This window comes from Caballeronia sp. SBC1 (assembly GCF_011493005.1).
Lineage (GTDB): Bacteria > Pseudomonadota > Gammaproteobacteria > Burkholderiales > Burkholderiaceae > Caballeronia.
In genome coordinates, this window is record NZ_CP049157.1 from 299,187 (window position 1) to 314,123 (window position 14,937).

15 protein-coding genes are annotated in these 14,937 nt (G+C 60.8%); 10 read left to right on the forward strand and 5 right to left on the reverse strand.

What is annotated here, in order from left to right; genetic code table 11:
* Window position 1: 1 nt before the first annotated feature.
* Window positions 2-1,195 (reverse strand): acyl-CoA dehydrogenase family protein, encoded by a 1,194-nt coding sequence (locus tag SBC1_RS19250; protein ID WP_165099020.1) that lies wholly within the window; start codon window positions 1,193-1,195, stop codon window positions 2-4.
* A gap of 121 nt (window positions 1,196-1,316) precedes the next feature.
* On the reverse strand, window positions 1,317-2,465 hold the full coding sequence (locus SBC1_RS19255) for an LLM class flavin-dependent oxidoreductase (RefSeq protein ID WP_165099011.1): 1,149 nt from the start codon (window positions 2,463-2,465) through the stop codon (window positions 1,317-1,319).
* Window positions 2,466-2,738: 273 nt separating this feature from the next.
* Here SBC1_RS19255 and SBC1_RS19260 point away from each other — a divergent pair, with 273 nt between their 5' ends.
* On the forward strand, window positions 2,739-3,089 hold the full coding sequence (locus SBC1_RS19260; RefSeq protein WP_165099008.1) for a VOC family protein: 351 nt from the start codon (window positions 2,739-2,741) through the stop codon (window positions 3,087-3,089).
* Window positions 3,090-3,169: 80 nt separating this feature from the next.
* Here SBC1_RS19260 and SBC1_RS19265 read toward each other — a convergent pair whose 3' ends face one another.
* Window positions 3,170-4,351: a helix-turn-helix transcriptional regulator gene (locus SBC1_RS19265; protein WP_165099005.1), complete on the reverse strand. Its 1,182-nt coding sequence runs from the start codon at window positions 4,349-4,351 to the stop codon at window positions 3,170-3,172.
* A 322-nt stretch (window positions 4,352-4,673) separates the two neighbouring features.
* On the opposite strand from SBC1_RS19265, the gene SBC1_RS19270 reads away from it, so the two are divergent.
* The 4 genes from SBC1_RS19270 (at window position 4,674) to SBC1_RS19285 (ending at window position 8,641) form a co-directional block, all read left to right on the forward strand.
* A complete protein-coding gene (locus SBC1_RS19270) occupies window positions 4,674-5,612 on the forward strand; it encodes an alpha/beta hydrolase (RefSeq protein ID WP_165099000.1) in 939 nt (312 codons plus the stop codon).
* Window positions 5,613-5,640: 28 nt separating this feature from the next.
* On the forward strand, window positions 5,641-6,444 hold the full coding sequence (locus SBC1_RS19275) for an enoyl-CoA hydratase/isomerase family protein (RefSeq protein ID WP_165098997.1): 804 nt from the start codon (window positions 5,641-5,643) through the stop codon (window positions 6,442-6,444).
* Between the two features lie 62 nt (window positions 6,445-6,506).
* A complete protein-coding gene (ribBA, locus tag SBC1_RS19280; protein ID WP_165098994.1) occupies window positions 6,507-7,685 on the forward strand; it encodes a bifunctional 3,4-dihydroxy-2-butanone-4-phosphate synthase/GTP cyclohydrolase II in 1,179 nt (392 codons plus the stop codon).
* A gap of 89 nt (window positions 7,686-7,774) precedes the next feature.
* Window positions 7,775-8,641, forward strand: coding sequence for an SDR family NAD(P)-dependent oxidoreductase (locus SBC1_RS19285; RefSeq protein ID WP_165098991.1), 867 nt, complete (start codon window positions 7,775-7,777; stop codon window positions 8,639-8,641).
* A gap of 182 nt (window positions 8,642-8,823) precedes the next feature.
* Here the strand turns inward: SBC1_RS19285 and SBC1_RS19290 are convergent, their stop codons facing one another.
* Entirely contained in the window at window positions 8,824-9,114 is a 291-nt protein-coding gene (locus SBC1_RS19290) for a hypothetical protein (RefSeq protein ID WP_165098980.1), read from the reverse strand.
* Between the two features lie 556 nt (window positions 9,115-9,670).
* Here SBC1_RS19290 and SBC1_RS19295 point away from each other — a divergent pair.
* Both SBC1_RS19295 and SBC1_RS19300 read left to right on the forward strand, forming a co-directional pair.
* Window positions 9,671-10,579: a LysR family transcriptional regulator gene (locus SBC1_RS19295; RefSeq protein ID WP_165098977.1), complete on the forward strand. Its 909-nt coding sequence runs from the start codon at window positions 9,671-9,673 to the stop codon at window positions 10,577-10,579.
* 125 nt (window positions 10,580-10,704) lie between these two features.
* Window positions 10,705-11,070 (forward strand): VOC family protein, encoded by a 366-nt coding sequence (locus tag SBC1_RS19300; RefSeq protein ID WP_165098966.1) that lies wholly within the window; start codon window positions 10,705-10,707, stop codon window positions 11,068-11,070.
* Window positions 11,071-11,115: 45 nt separating this feature from the next.
* Here SBC1_RS19300 and SBC1_RS19305 read toward each other — a convergent pair whose 3' ends face one another.
* The gene (locus SBC1_RS19305; RefSeq protein WP_165098963.1) at window positions 11,116-11,880 is read right to left on the reverse strand and encodes a DUF4410 domain-containing protein; all 765 of its coding nucleotides are present in this window, start codon (window positions 11,878-11,880) and stop codon (window positions 11,116-11,118) included.
* 364 nt (window positions 11,881-12,244) lie between these two features.
* Here SBC1_RS19305 and SBC1_RS19310 point away from each other — a divergent pair, with 364 nt between their 5' ends.
* From SBC1_RS19310 to SBC1_RS19320, 3 genes are all read left to right on the forward strand, one after another.
* A complete protein-coding gene (locus SBC1_RS19310; protein WP_165098956.1) occupies window positions 12,245-12,757 on the forward strand; it encodes a nuclear transport factor 2 family protein in 513 nt (170 codons plus the stop codon).
* Between the two features lie 414 nt (window positions 12,758-13,171).
* The gene (locus SBC1_RS19315; protein WP_165098951.1) at window positions 13,172-13,894 is read left to right on the forward strand and encodes a hypothetical protein; all 723 of its coding nucleotides are present in this window, start codon (window positions 13,172-13,174) and stop codon (window positions 13,892-13,894) included.
* A gap of 361 nt (window positions 13,895-14,255) precedes the next feature.
* Window positions 14,256-14,906, forward strand: coding sequence for a hypothetical protein (locus tag SBC1_RS19320; RefSeq protein ID WP_241202158.1), 651 nt, complete (start codon window positions 14,256-14,258; stop codon window positions 14,904-14,906).
* The last annotated feature ends 31 nt before the right edge of the window (window positions 14,907-14,937 follow it).

Genomic DNA, 14,937 nt, shown 5'->3' on the forward strand with positions numbered 1-14,937 from the left:
GTCAGACGAAGAAGTCGGTGTTCGGACGGCCGAGCATGACCGCGCCCAGATTCTGGCCGAAGCGATCGACGCTGTTTGCGTAGTGCGCGCGCGCCGCATGCAGATCGAGAAAGCGCCGTACCAGCGGATTGCGATGATAGATGCCATTGCCGCCCGCGTAGCGCAGCAGCGTATTGGCGGCCTGCGCGCAACGCTCGGCCACTTGCGCGGACTGATAGCGGAACAACACGCGCCGCTCGATCGAGACTGCGGGGCCGCCGTTTGCGGCTGCCAGCAACTCGGCGAAATTGCGCTTGAGCAGCAGCTTCATTTCATCCAGCGCGACGGCAGCGGTGGCGCACGCGGTTTGCGCGCCGGAATCGTCGCTGGTTTTCGCGCCGCTGTTGGCACTGACGCGTGTCACCGCGTAGGACGTGAAATCGTCGAGTGCGCCTTGCAGCGCGCCAATGCACGCGGTGCACACTGCGCGCACGAAAATCTGCGCGAACGGCAAGTGGAACAGCGGTGCATCGTTGAGCGCGAGACCGGGGCTCGTGCCCATCATGCCGTCGATGGCCTTGTGCGTGCGATAGTCCGGCACGAACGCATCGTCGACAACAATGTCGTGACTGCCGGTCGCGCGCAACCCGAGCACGTCCCAGTCCTGCGCGATCGTGTAGTCGCTCTTCGGCAACAGGAAAGTGCGGTATTCGGGCGGTTCGCCCTCTTTCGCCGGTGGCACCAGCGCGCCGAGAAAAATCCATTCACACAGTTCGCTGCCGCTTGAAAACTTCCAGTGACCCGAGAGCCGGAAACCGCCTTCGACCGGCGTCACGCGTCCCACCGGCATATACGTCGATGCGATCAACGTCGTCGAGTCCGTGCCCCACACGTCGTGTTGCGCTCGCTCGTCAAACAGCGCGAGCTGCCAGTTGTGCACCCCGACCACACCGTAGACCCACGCCGTCGACATGCAACCGCGCGCCACCGCCATCTGGATTTCAAAGAACGTTTGCGGATCGAGTTCGTAGCCGCCGTAGCGCTTCGGCTGCAGCACCCTGAATAGCCCCGCCGCCTGGAAGTCGGCGAGCGTGTCGGCGGGAATCCGGCCGTTCGCTTCGGCCTGCGCCGCGCGCTGCGCGAGGACTGGCGCCAGCGCTACGGCACGGGCAATCAGTTCGGTTGCAAGGGTGTTTGAATCGTTGTCGCGATGCACGGCTGTCTCCATGGCGCGCGACCTTCGCCGCGCTTGTCTGTTGGGTCCATCTTCGAACTCCGGCCGCGGCGTCGCATCGTCTGAAGGGACTAGCGACGCACATCGCGCCGGATCAGGGCCGTCAGGCGTACACGCGGGTTTTCTCGCCGTTCGCGCGATTGAAATACGGAATCACGTGCTCGCCAATGTTGCGGATCGTTTCGAGTTGCGCCGCTTGCGGCACCGTCCCCATCTGGCAGAGAAACAGCACTTCGTCCACGCCCGCTTCCATCAAACGGCCCACATAGCCTATGCAATCGTTGACCGTGCCGTACGCGTGATTCGGGTTCATCATCGACAACGCCGGATCGCTGAAATTGACTACGACTTCTTCCGACGCGAAGCGCGAGCGGATCACCAGTTCGCCGGTGTTGGCCTTCACCAGATCGTCGCCCCAGCTCGCCGGGTCGGGACGCTCGCCGCCCGTGTACCAGTACGCGAGCGACTCCATGAAATAGCGCTGGCCACGAATGCCGATCTTGCGAGCCTGCTGGCCGTCGCTCAGCACGACCGTCGGACACAACGCCGCGAGATGCTGCGTCGGCCGGAAGCCCACCTGATCCTCCGCACGGCGCGTGGCCCATGCCTCGCGATAGATCGCGTTCTTCTTCGCGACTTCGTCGGGACCGCCGAAGCCAAGCACCAGTGCGCCGAGGCCGCGCTGCCCTGCGCGCAGCAAGCCGTCATTGTTAGTGCAAGCCATGTACATAGGCGGATGCGGGTCCTGATACGGCTTAGGATGGATCGGCCGCTTCGGGATCTTGATGTACTTGCCGTCGTGCTCGATCTCGTCCTGTACGAACATCTTCGGCACCAGGTACATCGATTCGTCGATCATCGGTTGCAGTTCGGCGAGGTCGTAGCCGAAAGCGCCAGCCTCCTGCTGGCTGCCGCCCTTGCCTACGCCGAAATGCACGCGCCCTTCCGACAGAATGTCGAGCATCGCAATGCGTTCAGCGACCTTGATGGGATGATTCATCGCAGGCGGCAGGCAAATCACGCCGTGACCGAGGCCGATACGCGTCGTGCGGCCGGCTAGGTAGGCGAGGAACGTCTCCGGCGCGCTCATGTGCGCATAGTTCGTGAGCGACGTGTGTTCGACGCACCAGACGGTATCGAAACCCATCTCTTCGGCGAGCAGCGCCTGCTCGACGGTTTCCTTAAAAACCCGGTGATCGCCTTCCCGCGAAGCGTCCGTGGTCTGGGCTTCGTAAATGAGAGAAAACTTCATTGCGTGCGTCTCCATGAATTTTGGACTGTGCTGAATTGGGCTTTTCCGCTCGCGACCAGTGAAGTCGTGACGGTCCACGCAATGGAGTTTCAGATCGCGTGTGTTTGCCGGCATCGTCTGTTTGGATTAACGGTGCACGCTTGTGCGGCAGAAGGATGTGCAGAAGCCGTTTTCTATCGCGAATAGTCCGATCGGACCTCGTGCGACGCGCGGCGCGCACGCTAGCATCGGACCGTGGTTAGACGACACTCAACCGAAAAGGAGCGAACTGCGATGAAGGCTTCGATGATGCTGTACCCAGTCGACACGATCGATGCGGCACTGCCGCTCTTTGTCGACGGGCTGGGATTGACAGTGAAGTTTCGCGACGGCGACCGTTACTGCGCTCTCGACGGCGGAGCATTGACGATCGCGCTGATTGCGGGTGAGGAGCGGATTGTCGAGCGTGCAGCCCTGGCATTCCGTGTGGACGAAGACGACGACCTGTACGCAGCCATGGCACGCGTAGTCCAGGCGGGCGGGTCGGTGCGTGTGCCTGTGCAGCAGGGGCCGCACGAATGGCGGGCGGTGCTCGACGATGCCAACGGCGGGCTACTGGTGTTGTCGCAGAAGCGCTCTGCATGATGCTGATGCTGATCCGACAGATTGTGCCGCCGCGCTTTTAACGGGCGCGGCAGCGCGGGTCACGTGACCCCAACAAGGGATCAACCCAGCGGCACGACACTTCCTAACAGGATCCGCACAAGCGTGGCCTGACGCGTCACGCCGGTCTTCGAGAAGATTGCGCGCAGATGAGCGCGCGCAGTGTTCTTGCTGATGCCCAGCTCTTCCGCCGCCTCTTCGAGCGTCAAGCCGTTGGTCAACAACAACGCCAGCGAAGTCTCGGCGGGCGTCAGGTCGAAGAGCTTGCGCACGATCTCCTGCGAGCCCTGCGACTTGCGATCGGGGTCTCGCAGGAACACCACCGTTGCGGGCCGGCGCTTGTTGTCCTCCGACCAGTCGGACAGCGGGATGGTGCGCACCAGCACGCCGAGCTTCGGCTTGTCGCCGCCGCGTGTGATTGGCATTGCTTCGACCATCGGCGCCGCCGTGCCGAAGTGGCCCATCAGCGCTTGTCGAATCAGCCGTTGCAGGTTGCGGTTCTCCTTCGCATCGGTGGCCTCGACCGTACCGTGCATCGTCCGCAGACCATTGCCCTCCGCGAGAATTTCGTCAGCGACGCTATTGGTGCGCATGATCGCACCGCTCTCGTCGAGCGTCACCGTGCCGACCAGCATGCGGTCGATGGCGCTCGCATACAGTGTGCGCTCCGATTCGACGATATCGAGCCGCGAATGCAGTTCAACCGCGCGTCTGAGGTGCGGCAGCAGCAACGCGCAGAACGCCTTGTCGCGAGCGGAAAAATGCTTGGCGTCATGGCCACGGCACACGCGAAAGCGGCACTCGACACCTGATTCGGTGCGCAGATCCGCACCCATGATGTAGCGAATATCGGCGGGTTTCAGAAACTGCTGGTAGAGCTCGCTGGCGAGCCAGCCGGTGTCACCGAATACTTCGTCGACGGTCACCACGCGATCCGCCGGTAACCCGACGAACGGATCGAGCGAATAGTAGTAGTTGTTGTACGACGCTTCGCCCGGCACGCCCGGGCCCAGTTCGGATGCGTGCACCATCAACCCGCGCCGGTCACTCGAAGGCGAACGCAGGATCAAGGTTGCGTAGTTCGCGTTGAGCGAGGTTCGAATCAGTTCGAGTGCCCCGGCCCATGGCGGGTTTTCCAGCGGGCCCTGATAAATGCGCGCCATGAGGCCGCTGAACTGCGCAACGCTTACGTCCGCCAGCTCGCCTGCGGCATGCCCCTCTTCGTGGGCCCATTTTGTCTCCATCAACACTCCGTCCTCCATGCGACTTTGCGTCGCGACGCCCAGCTTAAGGGCCGCTTTTTTGGCTGGCATCGGGAGAAGTACTTAGCCGACGAAACTTTTTCTGGTCATACCAAACACTCTCGTCCAATTGGACGATGTAGCAGCGAAGCCGCTGCGCTTCAATGCATCCGGTGACGAAGCATCTGACGCGTAAGAGGCCACATAAGCGACCACGTGAGCAGCCAAGTGCGGCGTCTCGCAGCGCGTTGTTATGCGCGGTACCTGCGACTTTCGTTGTGGCACTTTCCTTGTGGCATGTATTGCAGTTTTCTCAGGAGACCCGATGTCGCTCGATCCCCAGGCGCAGGCCATGCTTGCCGCTTATTCCGGCATGCCCGCGATTGACTTCGCGCAGCTCACCGCGTCCGCTTACCGCGCGATGCTCGCAGCAGGCGGCGGCTCAGGCGGCGGCTTTGCGGCAGGCGATCAGATTGCCGGTGAAGAGGACTGGATCATTCCGGCTTCGGGCGGCCCGCTGCCCGCCCGCCTCTACCGGCCGACCGGCGACGGCCCTTTCCCGCTTACAGTGTTCTTTCACGGCGGCGGCTTCGTCGCGTGCGGACTCGATACGCATGCGAACCTGTGCCGATGCCTGGCGCAGCGTGCGCAAACGCTGGTGCTGTCGGTCGATTACCGGCTCGCACCGGAAGCGCGTTTTCCTGCCGCTGCCCACGATGCGTGCGACGCGGCTCGCTGGGCGTACGAGAACGCACGCGATTTACGCGCGCGGCCTGGTCCAATTGCAGTGGCAGGCGACAGCGCGGGCGGAAACCTTGCCGCCGTCGCGGCCCAGCAACTGCGTCATAGCGACGTGCCCATTGCGCATCAGTTGCTGCTCTATCCGGTCGTCGATTGCGCGATCGAGCATCATTCGTATGAGTCGCTTGGCGACGGCTATCTCCTGAGCGCCGCGATGATGCGCTGGTTCAAGGATCAGTACTTCGATGCTCAAGCCAATCGCGCCAATCCGCTCGCGAGTCCGCTCGCCACCGCCGATCTCACCGGCGTTGCGAGCGCAACGATCATCAGCGCCGAATACGATCCACTGCGCGATGAAGCCGAGCACTATGCGCAGCGTCTCGCGCAGGCCGGCGTGTTGACCACTCATCTGCGCTGGCCGGGACAGATGCACGGTTTCGCCAGCGCGCTAGGTGTTCTCGACGCAGCCGATCGCGCCGTCACCTCAGCGGCTCGGACGTTGCACGCGGCGCTGAACGCATGAGCTCTTTGATCCTGCTGGCTGGAATGACATGACTGCACTCATTCGTCTCGCGGCCGAGCATGGCGTCGCGACGCTGACTTTCGACCGTCCCGATGCACTAAACGCCCTCAACGAAGCGATGGCGCTGGAGCTGAGCACAAAACTCTCTCGTCTTACGCGCCATGACGAGGTGCGCGCGATCGTGCTCACCGGCGCCGGCGACACCTTCATGGCGGGCGGCGACCTGCACACGCTGCGCAGTGCGCTCGACGCAGCCCCGGCAGCACGCGACCGCGCGATCGGCAAGCTCGTCAGATTGGCGCAAACGGTCGTCGAGACCGTCTCGCGCTCACGCAAACCAGTGATCGCCAGCATCAACGGCGCGGTGGCAGGGTTCGGCCTGAGTCTCGTTGCCGCGTGCGACCTGGCAATCGCGGCGCAACGCGCGACATTCACGTCGGGCTATGGCCGCATAGGTACATCCCCCGACGGGGGCGCGACCTTCACGTTGCCACGCGTGCTCGGCACAAAACAGGCCGCGCAATGGATGTATCTGAACGAGCGGCACACGGCGGACGAAGCGCTTCGCGCAGGGATCATCAACTGGGTCGTCCCGGACAACGAGCTTGCCGCGCAAACGCGCCTGGTATTGCAGCGTCTCGGCGCGCTGTCGCCGGATGCGTTCGCACAGACCAAGGATCTTCTGCTGAACGCGCAACACCGCAGCTTCACCGGGCATCTGTATGCGGAGCAGCGCAGTTTTCTTCGATGCGCGGCCGGCAACGACTTCCGCGAAGGGATTGATGCGTTCTTCGGCAAGCGCGCGCCGTCGTTCGGCTCCGGCACAAGTTGAAGCTCGTTGAAGCTCGTTAAGCGTCGCCTTCTCTCTCACACACGCAGCACGCGCTCACAACCATGAAACTGGCCACCACCGACGAAATAGTCACCGAACTAAAAGCCGGCCGAATGATCGTTCTGATCGACGAAGAAGATCGCGAGAACGAAGGCGACCTGCTGATTGCCGCCGATTACGTCACGCCTGAAGCAATCAACTTCATGGCCCGCTTCGGACGGGGACTGGTCTGTCTGACAGTGAGCGCCGAGCACTGTGCGCGCCTCGAGCTGCCGCCGATGACGAAGCGCAACGGCACGCAGTACGGCACCGCATTTACGGTGAGTATCGAAGCGGCACACGGCGTGACGACGGGTATCTCCGCCGCCGACCGCGCACACACGATCCGCACCGCGATTCATGCGCAAGCCCGCGCCGGCGACCTTGTGCAACCGGGTCACGTGTTTCCGATCGTCGCGCGCCCCGGCGGCGTGCTGGTGCGTGCCGGCCACACCGAAGCGGGCTGTGATCTCACCGCGCTGGCAGGTCTGACACCCGCCGCCGTCATCTGCGAAATCATGAACGACGACGGTACGATGGCTCGCCTGCCGCAACTGATCGAATTCGCTCGGCGCCATGGACTCAAGATTGGCACCATTGCCGATCTGATCCACTATCGCAGCGTCAACGAATCGTTGATCGAACGCGTCGCCGAACGTCCGCTGCAGACACCGTGGGGACCCTTCCGGGCAATTCAGTATCGCGACACGGTCCACTCGTCTACGCATCTAGCTTTGGTACGCGGCACCCCGACGCCTGACGTGCCGGTACTCATGCGCATGCACGAGTGCTTTTCGATTCTCGATTTGCTCGACGCCCAATCGACGGTGCATTCCTGGCCGCTGCACGCCGCTTTGCAAAAGATCGACTCGGCCGGCTGCGGCGTGGCCGTGCTACTCGACTGCGACATGCGTGCCGACGCCCTGCTCGGCAACGGCGCGACGAAGCGCAAGGATGGCCGGCTCACCGGCATCGGCTCGCAGATCCTGCGCGAACTCGGCGTGCGTCGTCTGAACGTGCTGTCGAGTCCGTTCCATCTGCCTGCACTGTCAGGCCATGACCTTGAAATCATCGCGTTCATTCCGCTTGGTGAAGCCGATCTCGAAGGCGTGCACGCGCCCGGGGCTGGCATGCCGTCGTGCCGAACTCAAGACGAGTATCTACGCGTCCTATTGCGGGACGACGCGCGCACGGCCGCCTGACTCTGCACGGTACGGTTTGCTCATCACGCCGATGAGCGCACTGTGTGGACGAAGCGCCGTCTTCGATTTTTCTTTATGGACGCCCCCATATGACTAATCAGACCGAACCCTATGTCGCGCTCGTAACCGGCGCGTCTCGCGGCGCCGGCAAAGGTATTGCACTCGCGCTCGGTGCTACCGGCGCGACAGTGTACGTGACAGGCCGGTCGCAGCGCGAAGGCGACTCTGCGTTACCCGGCACCGTACACGCGACCGCTGCGGGGATCGACCGGCTTGGCGGCAAAGGCATTGCGCTGATCTGCGACCACGCGGACGACAGCCAAGTCGTGGACGTTTTCGCGAAGATCCGGGGGAACAGCGGGCGACTCGACATCCTCGTCAACAACGCCACCGCGTTGCACGATGAACTGATTCGTCCGGCACCCTTCTGGGAAAAGCCGCTCGATCTGGTCGACATTCTCGATGTGGGCCTGCGTTCCGCTTACGTGGCGAGCTGGCATGCTGCACCTTTGATGGCTGCGCAACGCAACGGCCTGATTGCATTCACGTCGTCGTTCGGTGCCAGTTGTTATATGCATGGCGCAGCGTATGGCGCGCAAAAAGCCGGCGTCGACAAGTTCGCCAAGGACATGGCAGTCGATCTGAGACCGCACGGGGTGGCGGCGGTGTCTATCTGGATGGGCATGCTAAAAACGGAGCGCACCGCTCGCGTGATTGCCCAAGATCCGGAACAGTATGCGGGCTTCAGCGAGCTGGCCGAGACGCCACAATTCACTGGACGTCTGATCGATAGGTTGTATCACGATCCGCAGCGCCAGCAGAAGTCGGGCATGGTGTTGGTCGGCGCAGAACTCGCTCACGAATACGGCATAACCGACCTGGACGGGCGGCAACCTCCTTCACATCGGGACGCGTTGGGCGGGCCGGTTCAAGCACATCCGGCAATCATCGCCTGATACGCGTTGTGTCGATCAGCCGAAACATCGACTGTTGAACGGGACAGGAGAGCGCCTTGCCATGCATGCAGCTTGCCGCTTGCCGATTAAGAATGGCGACACGTGCCGCACCAGTCCGATTGAGATTAACCGTAGAGGTGGATCTTGCGCGTCGCCTCGGGGTGATACACCGCCCCGCCTGGTTAAAAGCCGGTCAGCATAATCGCGAACACCAACGCCGCGCCACCGACCGCGCCAATGAACGTAAAGCACTGTTCATCAGCACCCGAGCGGCGAGCCCGCAGATGACCGAGCAGCGCAGCCGTGCCGGTAACGCCAAGAAACAGCGACAACGACGAGCCGGCCGTACAGACCATGCCCGGAAACTCGCCATTCCATGCGCACGCGGAAAGCTGCCGCACAGATACGCCGACCACGCCGATCGCTACCAAGAATGCGGCGATCAGCCAATCCCTCTGTATTGTGGATCTCATTTCCAGACCTCTTGCATGACTCGCGTCAAATCCCTCAATGCAGCCCGGAAATGCGCTGCGCGCTTATGTGCTTCGAGACGGCAGAACGGGAGAAACGCGACGTTCCGCCGGTTTCGGCTCATACCATCATTGACGGTGATTCGAGCCGCGCTCGCATCGTCCAGTTGGACTAAGGGACATCGCGGGGGTCAGGCGAAGAGGATGCGCGACGCGCAGCTTCGGTGCGCAAACGACCGGCAGTAGACAATCTGATTCATTATCTGCGGCTAGCGCATATCAGCTCAATCTGCACCGTCGATCTTCCCAATAAATCACAATACGTAGAACAATACGTAGCTTTCGATTTTCCGACGAAGATCTAGTCCAATGTCAAATCGATGCGTTTTCAGTCGATTTATGCCAACAATTAGAGATCGTGCGGAATGTCGGCTATTGCATCGCGCTCCGTTTCACCGGTAGACCCCACTCTTCCAGCACACGTTTCCGTTTTAACCTTTATTGTTAAGGGACATCGCGTTGATCTGCGTTCCTTTTCGCCTCCCGCTCCCGAGCAATCATGACCTTTAGCCTTCAGCAACTTCATGCGTTCACGACAATTGTCGAAAGCAGTAGCCTTGGTCGCGCGGCGGAGGTTCTCCATGTGACGCAACCGGCTCTGAGCCGGACGATCAAGCGACTGGAGGAAGAGCTAGGCGCCCCTCTGTTCGAACGCCATTCAAAGGGCATGCAACTTACCGCGATCGGCGAGGCCTTGCTCCCGCACGCAACTCTGCTACTACATGAAGCCGACAATGCACGCGAAGAGATCGACGCGATTCGCGGCCTCGCGAAGGGCACGATCCGGGTAGGTGCAGTGGCGAGCATTGCAACCCTCGTACTGCCGCTCGCGGTCAGCGGCGTTCTGGCCCGCTGGCCGAACTTGCGCGTGCAGATTATTGAGGGCGTGTGGGACCGGCTCGCCGACAGCCTGCTCAAGCAGGAGATCGACCTTGCGCTCAGCATGGCCGTGCCCGATACCGATGAAATTGAAGCTATAGCCGATTGTTGCTGGGAGGACACGAGCTACGTGGTTGCCGCGCTCGATCACCCGCTGCGTGCCAAAACGGACCTATGCCTTGCCGACACACTCGGTCAGCGGTGGTGCGTGCCACCCAGGGGCACTGGCCCGTTCGAGCACATGCAGCGTGTGTTCGCCGAGCATGGGCTCGGCATGCCGGACATCGCGGTCGAGACCCGCTCGATTACCGTTCTGAAAAGTCTCGTCACGCGTGCGGGATTTTTAAGCTGGATGGCCGCGCCGATGTACGACACCGAAAGCGCGGCCGGCGTGTTCGATACCTTGCCCATTCCAGGGCTCGTCGCACGCCGCACGCTAACGGCCTTCCGACGCCGCCAGGGCATCCTGCCGCGCCCTGCCGTCATGCTGCTGGAGCAGCTACGGCAGTTGACCGCGACCGAGCCATGAGCGTTCTAATCGCGCTGGATGCCATCGGTTCGGTCATCTTCCCCAGTGCACCGCAGCTTGATAAAATTTCCACGCGGTTTCACCAACAACTGCAGCAACATCATCTTGCGGAGTGACCACTCATCATGGATCAGATCCTGGCTATTCGACCTTTCGTGCCCGCGAAAGACTTCGACGCCTCAAAGCGTTTCTACCGGGCATTAGGTTTCACACTGACCCACGAGGACGAAAGCATTGCGATATTAAAGCTGGGCAGTTTCAGCTTCATTCTGCAGAATTTCTACGCCAAGGAATTTGCCGAGAACTGCATGATTCAACTTCTCGTCCGGGATGTGGATTCGTGGTGGCAGAAAACGAAACCCGGAGAGCTTGTCGAACAGTTTTCTGTTAATGCCCCTCGCGAGCCGGCGCTGCAAAGCTGGGGCATGAAAGTCGGGTTCATCTTCGATCCTTCCGGCGTGCTCTGGCACGTGGCTGAAGTACCGTTCTGAACCCGCGGGCTTTGATGTCCGATCCTGGATCGGGCAGCCCGGACACTAGCCTTTGATTATGTCAGGCGTCATCCAGCCCTCGCCTACGCCGATCTGCGCAACCTGCTTCGCAACGGAATCGGCGAGTCGCTTCGCATCTGCCGACACCCCGGCGTGTTTGGTCTCGGACACAGCATGCAGACCCACGCCTGCCGCAGCCGATGTCGCGACATGTCCGGCAGCGGCGCCAATTCCCGCTGTTTCCACCACGCCAGGGGCCTTGCCGCTGTCCGCCGTGGCGTCGAAACTCTGTATCAACCTCGGCGTTTCGCCGGCCGGTTGGTACACGACCTGCACGGACGTGCCGACCTGGCTTTTTCCCGCACCCAGACCGACCAGCATCCGGCGGCGGCGATTCCCGGCGTCGATCGTCTCGAAGCTGCCTTGCACGATCAGGACGTTCCGGTCGGTAGGCGCGGGCGAATCTGCACGTACTGCGTGCAGGCCCATCGACTGAAGCTGCTTGACGATTTCATCGGCCACCTGCTCGCGCACTTCGGCCGCATCGTCGGCTTGTTTCTTCATGGTCGACGCACCGTCGAATTGCGTCTTCACCTTCTGAAGCAAACCGCCGTCGAGTTTCACTTGATCCGGCGTGCTTTCAAACGCGTAGACATAAATGGCCTCTGGCCGCACTTGCGCCGCCGCCGGAAAAGCACTCACGTTGGTGACGCCGCCAGCGCAGCCGGTCAGCAGAACGGCACAAAAAGCCAAGGCGGACAGTGCACGAAACGCGCTTCGCCCAGCTAACATCTTAAGAATATTCAGCATGTTCATCCTGTCATTGACACCATCGTGTCTCGATTATTCAAACACGTCGTCCGATGAGATAAACACGTATGGATAGCTGATCATCGGCGCTCTATGTGTGCGGAAAACGCCTGATGGAATCTGTGTCGCGTCTGTGTCAAATCCGCGAGTTCTGGCGTTCCTGCAACGAAGTGGAGTATGAATGAATGACCGCGCAATCTCTATTCAACAATTATGTCGCGGCATGTCACGCGCGGCGTGGCGCTCATTTCATCAGATAATTGAATGACGATGCAGGAACTGGCGCTGACGCCAGCAATGAGTTATCCACCAAACCTGAAAAGCCCGGCGCAATGCCGGCAATTTTCCACCCAACGGATTTCATATGATCACCACACTGCCCAAGACACCCCTCGTTCGCCGTGCGCTCGCCGCCACTGCACTGCTTGCCATGGTCGTGAGCCATGCCGCCTGCGCGGAAGATAGCGCCATGCCGGCTCATACAGCAACTCGGAATCTCGTCCAGGAAGAGAGCAATCGCGCACTGGTCTTGCACTTCTACGACACGGTATTCAACCAGCACGATCTCAGTATCGCCAGCACCGTGCTTGCGCCAAATTACGTTCAGCACAATCCGCATGTGCCAAGCGGGTCGGCGCCGTTTATCAGCTTCTTCACGGAGCGCTTCAAAGCAAACCCCGAGGCACACTCCACAATCGTGCGCAGCGCAGCCGATGGCGACCTCGTGTTTCTTCATGTTCATTCGACCAGCAACCCGCAAGATCGCGGCAACGCCATCGTCGATATCTTCCGCGTCGATCACGGCAAGATTGCCGAACATTGGGATGTGATCCAACCGGTGCCCGAGCACGCGGCTAACGACAACACGATGTTCTAACTCAGGCTCGCCCGTTTCCCGATTGCTTAACCACGGAGAACCTCCGGTTAAAAATTGGTAAGCAGCGGAAACAGCTCGTAAGCACCGCGGGAAACCGCGCACTCCTTCTCACATCACACGCACAAAGCCGGTGCGATGATTCGACACGTAATACGCTTCGCCGCGCATCGATCACCTGCAAGCACGGGGCTTCAATGCGTGGTGTCGAATAGAAGGTCGGAATCAATGCGCTACGCGAGGCTTATCATGACCCACCACGGCAATCCAGAACTTGCTGGTTTCTCAAACCGGCTTCATGTGCCCACAATGGCCCAATGCGCTCAATGGCCTTCAGCAACGCTGCAAAGGGTTAGGTTCGCTAAACGAACCGCACACATGTCATTCGACATGCGTGCGTTGGCGATCAATTAAGCCATGAAACCCACCCTGCTTGCCTACGCACTTGCGCTAGCTGCCGGAGTGCTGTCGCTCACTCCGTTCGCCAGCGTTCACGCGGACCCGGTCGCGCACGACGGCGGCGCTTCCAAGGGCAAAACCGCTGATCAGAAAGGGCACCCCCAAGATGCGCCCTTCGCGTTTCGCGGAATCCCTCTCGGCATAACCCTCGACGAATTCCAGGCGGGCGCGACCGTAAGGGCGACCCCGATCGACAGCGTGCCGGTGTGCGAGACCGACGTAATCGCCGGCTCCCTCGGCATGAGCCTGAAGACGCGCGAGAGCCTGACGGTTGCTTGCCGCTGGGCGCATCAACGAGCCAATGGCTGGGCGATATCGCGCGCAGTGGTCGACGGTGCGCCGGCGCAGGACCACACGCTGCGCTTCGCACGAGTCAGCGGACAAACCACCTTCAGGTTGTATGAGATGTCGTTCGTCATAGACGAAGACACTGCGGCCGATCTGCGCCACGCGCTTGCGGACCGCTATGGCGCCCCGCGCACTGGCGCTCATGCATCTGCCGCCACATCCGCAAGCAGTGCGCTACCGGTCTACGAATGGGAAAACGCGGTGAGCTCGATCACCTTGCGTTTCTTGCCGGCTACGCGTAACGCCACGCTCGTTTATCTGCTGAAAGCGCCGGACGCCTGGGTGAAGTCTGTTGTACAGCAATGGAAGACAAGCAGTGTCGATGCGAGCTGACGCAAGTTGGCACGTACCGCTCCGGACCAGGCTGCATGACTTTTCGACCGTCACGGAAAGGTTGAGAAAGGACTTACGGGAGCCGTCTGTTGCTTGCCGTTTCACCGCTTGCTGAAATACCCGACCATGGAATTACGGCCAGAGAACCATTGCTGACTACCAGCCGAATCGCAACGAGTGCCCTGTTTATTCCCGGAAATCAATCATGCAAGTCAGCAGGTCTATTACTCGTCGTTATTGCGGTCATTTCATCGTCAAGAGCGCGTCGGGCCCAGTCAGCGTTACTGCAAGCGTGCGAGGTTCACACGAATTGCACCTGTTTGCTATCCGTTGAAGAACGCAAAATAGGAGTAGTGGCGTCATGACTAGCTCGATCGAATGCAGGACCGAAGGATACGGTTCGGCCATTGTCGAACCCGTCATTCGTCTTGGCATGACTGACGTCGCCAAACCAATGGGACTCCTCGCCTGCCGGGTAAAAACATCTCTGCGCAATGCTGCGCTCATCTGCGCCGCGTTTAGCCCCTGCTTGATATCGGGCTGCGCACTGACCGTGATTTCCGCTGTCGATGCAGCCGGGTCGGTCGTACAAGCCGGCATGAGCATTGCGTCGATCCACTCGTCACCCACCGTCATCAATGGCGATAAGGCGTCGCTTCACGCTGTTTGCATCGAGTGGAATTCCATGGTCCCCGTTGGCGACTTTGTCCCGGCCTTGCAATACGCGTTGCATAAACGCGGGGTGGAGTCGACCGTGTATGCACCAGGAACCTCACCACCCGGTTGCGAAGCGACACTCGTATACAGCGCGGCCACGGATTGGGGGCACCGGACATTTACCGACGGATACACCGAGTACCTCTCTGCCATCAACCTCACGTTGATCCAACGCGGGAAGATCGTGGTCGCTGCCAGCTACGCGACAAGCGGCGCCAAGCTCGACCGCTTCGCGAGCACGGCGACCAAGGTCACGGCACTCATCGACAAGATGGTGGTTGCAACGTCGGATTGATTAGAGAATGAAGCGCCAATGCGGCCAGAAA

Bases quoted from the DNA above. Each gene is read 5' to 3' on its own strand.
- SBC1_RS19255 (WP_165099011.1), bottom strand. From the start codon at position 2,465: ATGAAGTTTTCTCTCATTTACGAAGCCCAGACCACGGACGCTTCGCGG.
- SBC1_RS19260 (WP_165099008.1), top strand. From the start codon at position 2,739: ATGAAGGCTTCGATGATGCTGTACCCAGTCGACACGATCGATGCGGCA.
- SBC1_RS19265 (WP_165099005.1), bottom strand. From the start codon at position 4,351: ATGGAGACAAAATGGGCCCACGAAGAGGGGCATGCCGCAGGCGAGCTG.
- SBC1_RS19270 (WP_165099000.1), top strand. From the start codon at position 4,674: ATGTCGCTCGATCCCCAGGCGCAGGCCATGCTTGCCGCTTATTCCGGC.
- SBC1_RS19275 (WP_165098997.1), top strand. From the start codon at position 5,641: ATGACTGCACTCATTCGTCTCGCGGCCGAGCATGGCGTCGCGACGCTG.
- ribBA (WP_165098994.1), top strand. From the start codon at position 6,507: ATGAAACTGGCCACCACCGACGAAATAGTCACCGAACTAAAAGCCGGC.
- SBC1_RS19285 (WP_165098991.1), top strand. From the start codon at position 7,775: ATGACTAATCAGACCGAACCCTATGTCGCGCTCGTAACCGGCGCGTCT.
- SBC1_RS19290 (WP_165098980.1), bottom strand. From the start codon at position 9,114: ATGAGATCCACAATACAGAGGGATTGGCTGATCGCCGCATTCTTGGTA.
- SBC1_RS19295 (WP_165098977.1), top strand. From the start codon at position 9,671: ATGACCTTTAGCCTTCAGCAACTTCATGCGTTCACGACAATTGTCGAA.
- SBC1_RS19300 (WP_165098966.1), top strand. From the start codon at position 10,705: ATGGATCAGATCCTGGCTATTCGACCTTTCGTGCCCGCGAAAGACTTC.
- SBC1_RS19305 (WP_165098963.1), bottom strand. From the start codon at position 11,880: ATGCTGAATATTCTTAAGATGTTAGCTGGGCGAAGCGCGTTTCGTGCA.
- SBC1_RS19310 (WP_165098956.1), top strand. From the start codon at position 12,245: ATGATCACCACACTGCCCAAGACACCCCTCGTTCGCCGTGCGCTCGCC.
- SBC1_RS19315 (WP_165098951.1), top strand. From the start codon at position 13,172: ATGAAACCCACCCTGCTTGCCTACGCACTTGCGCTAGCTGCCGGAGTG.
- SBC1_RS19320 (WP_241202158.1), top strand. From the start codon at position 14,256: ATGACTAGCTCGATCGAATGCAGGACCGAAGGATACGGTTCGGCCATT.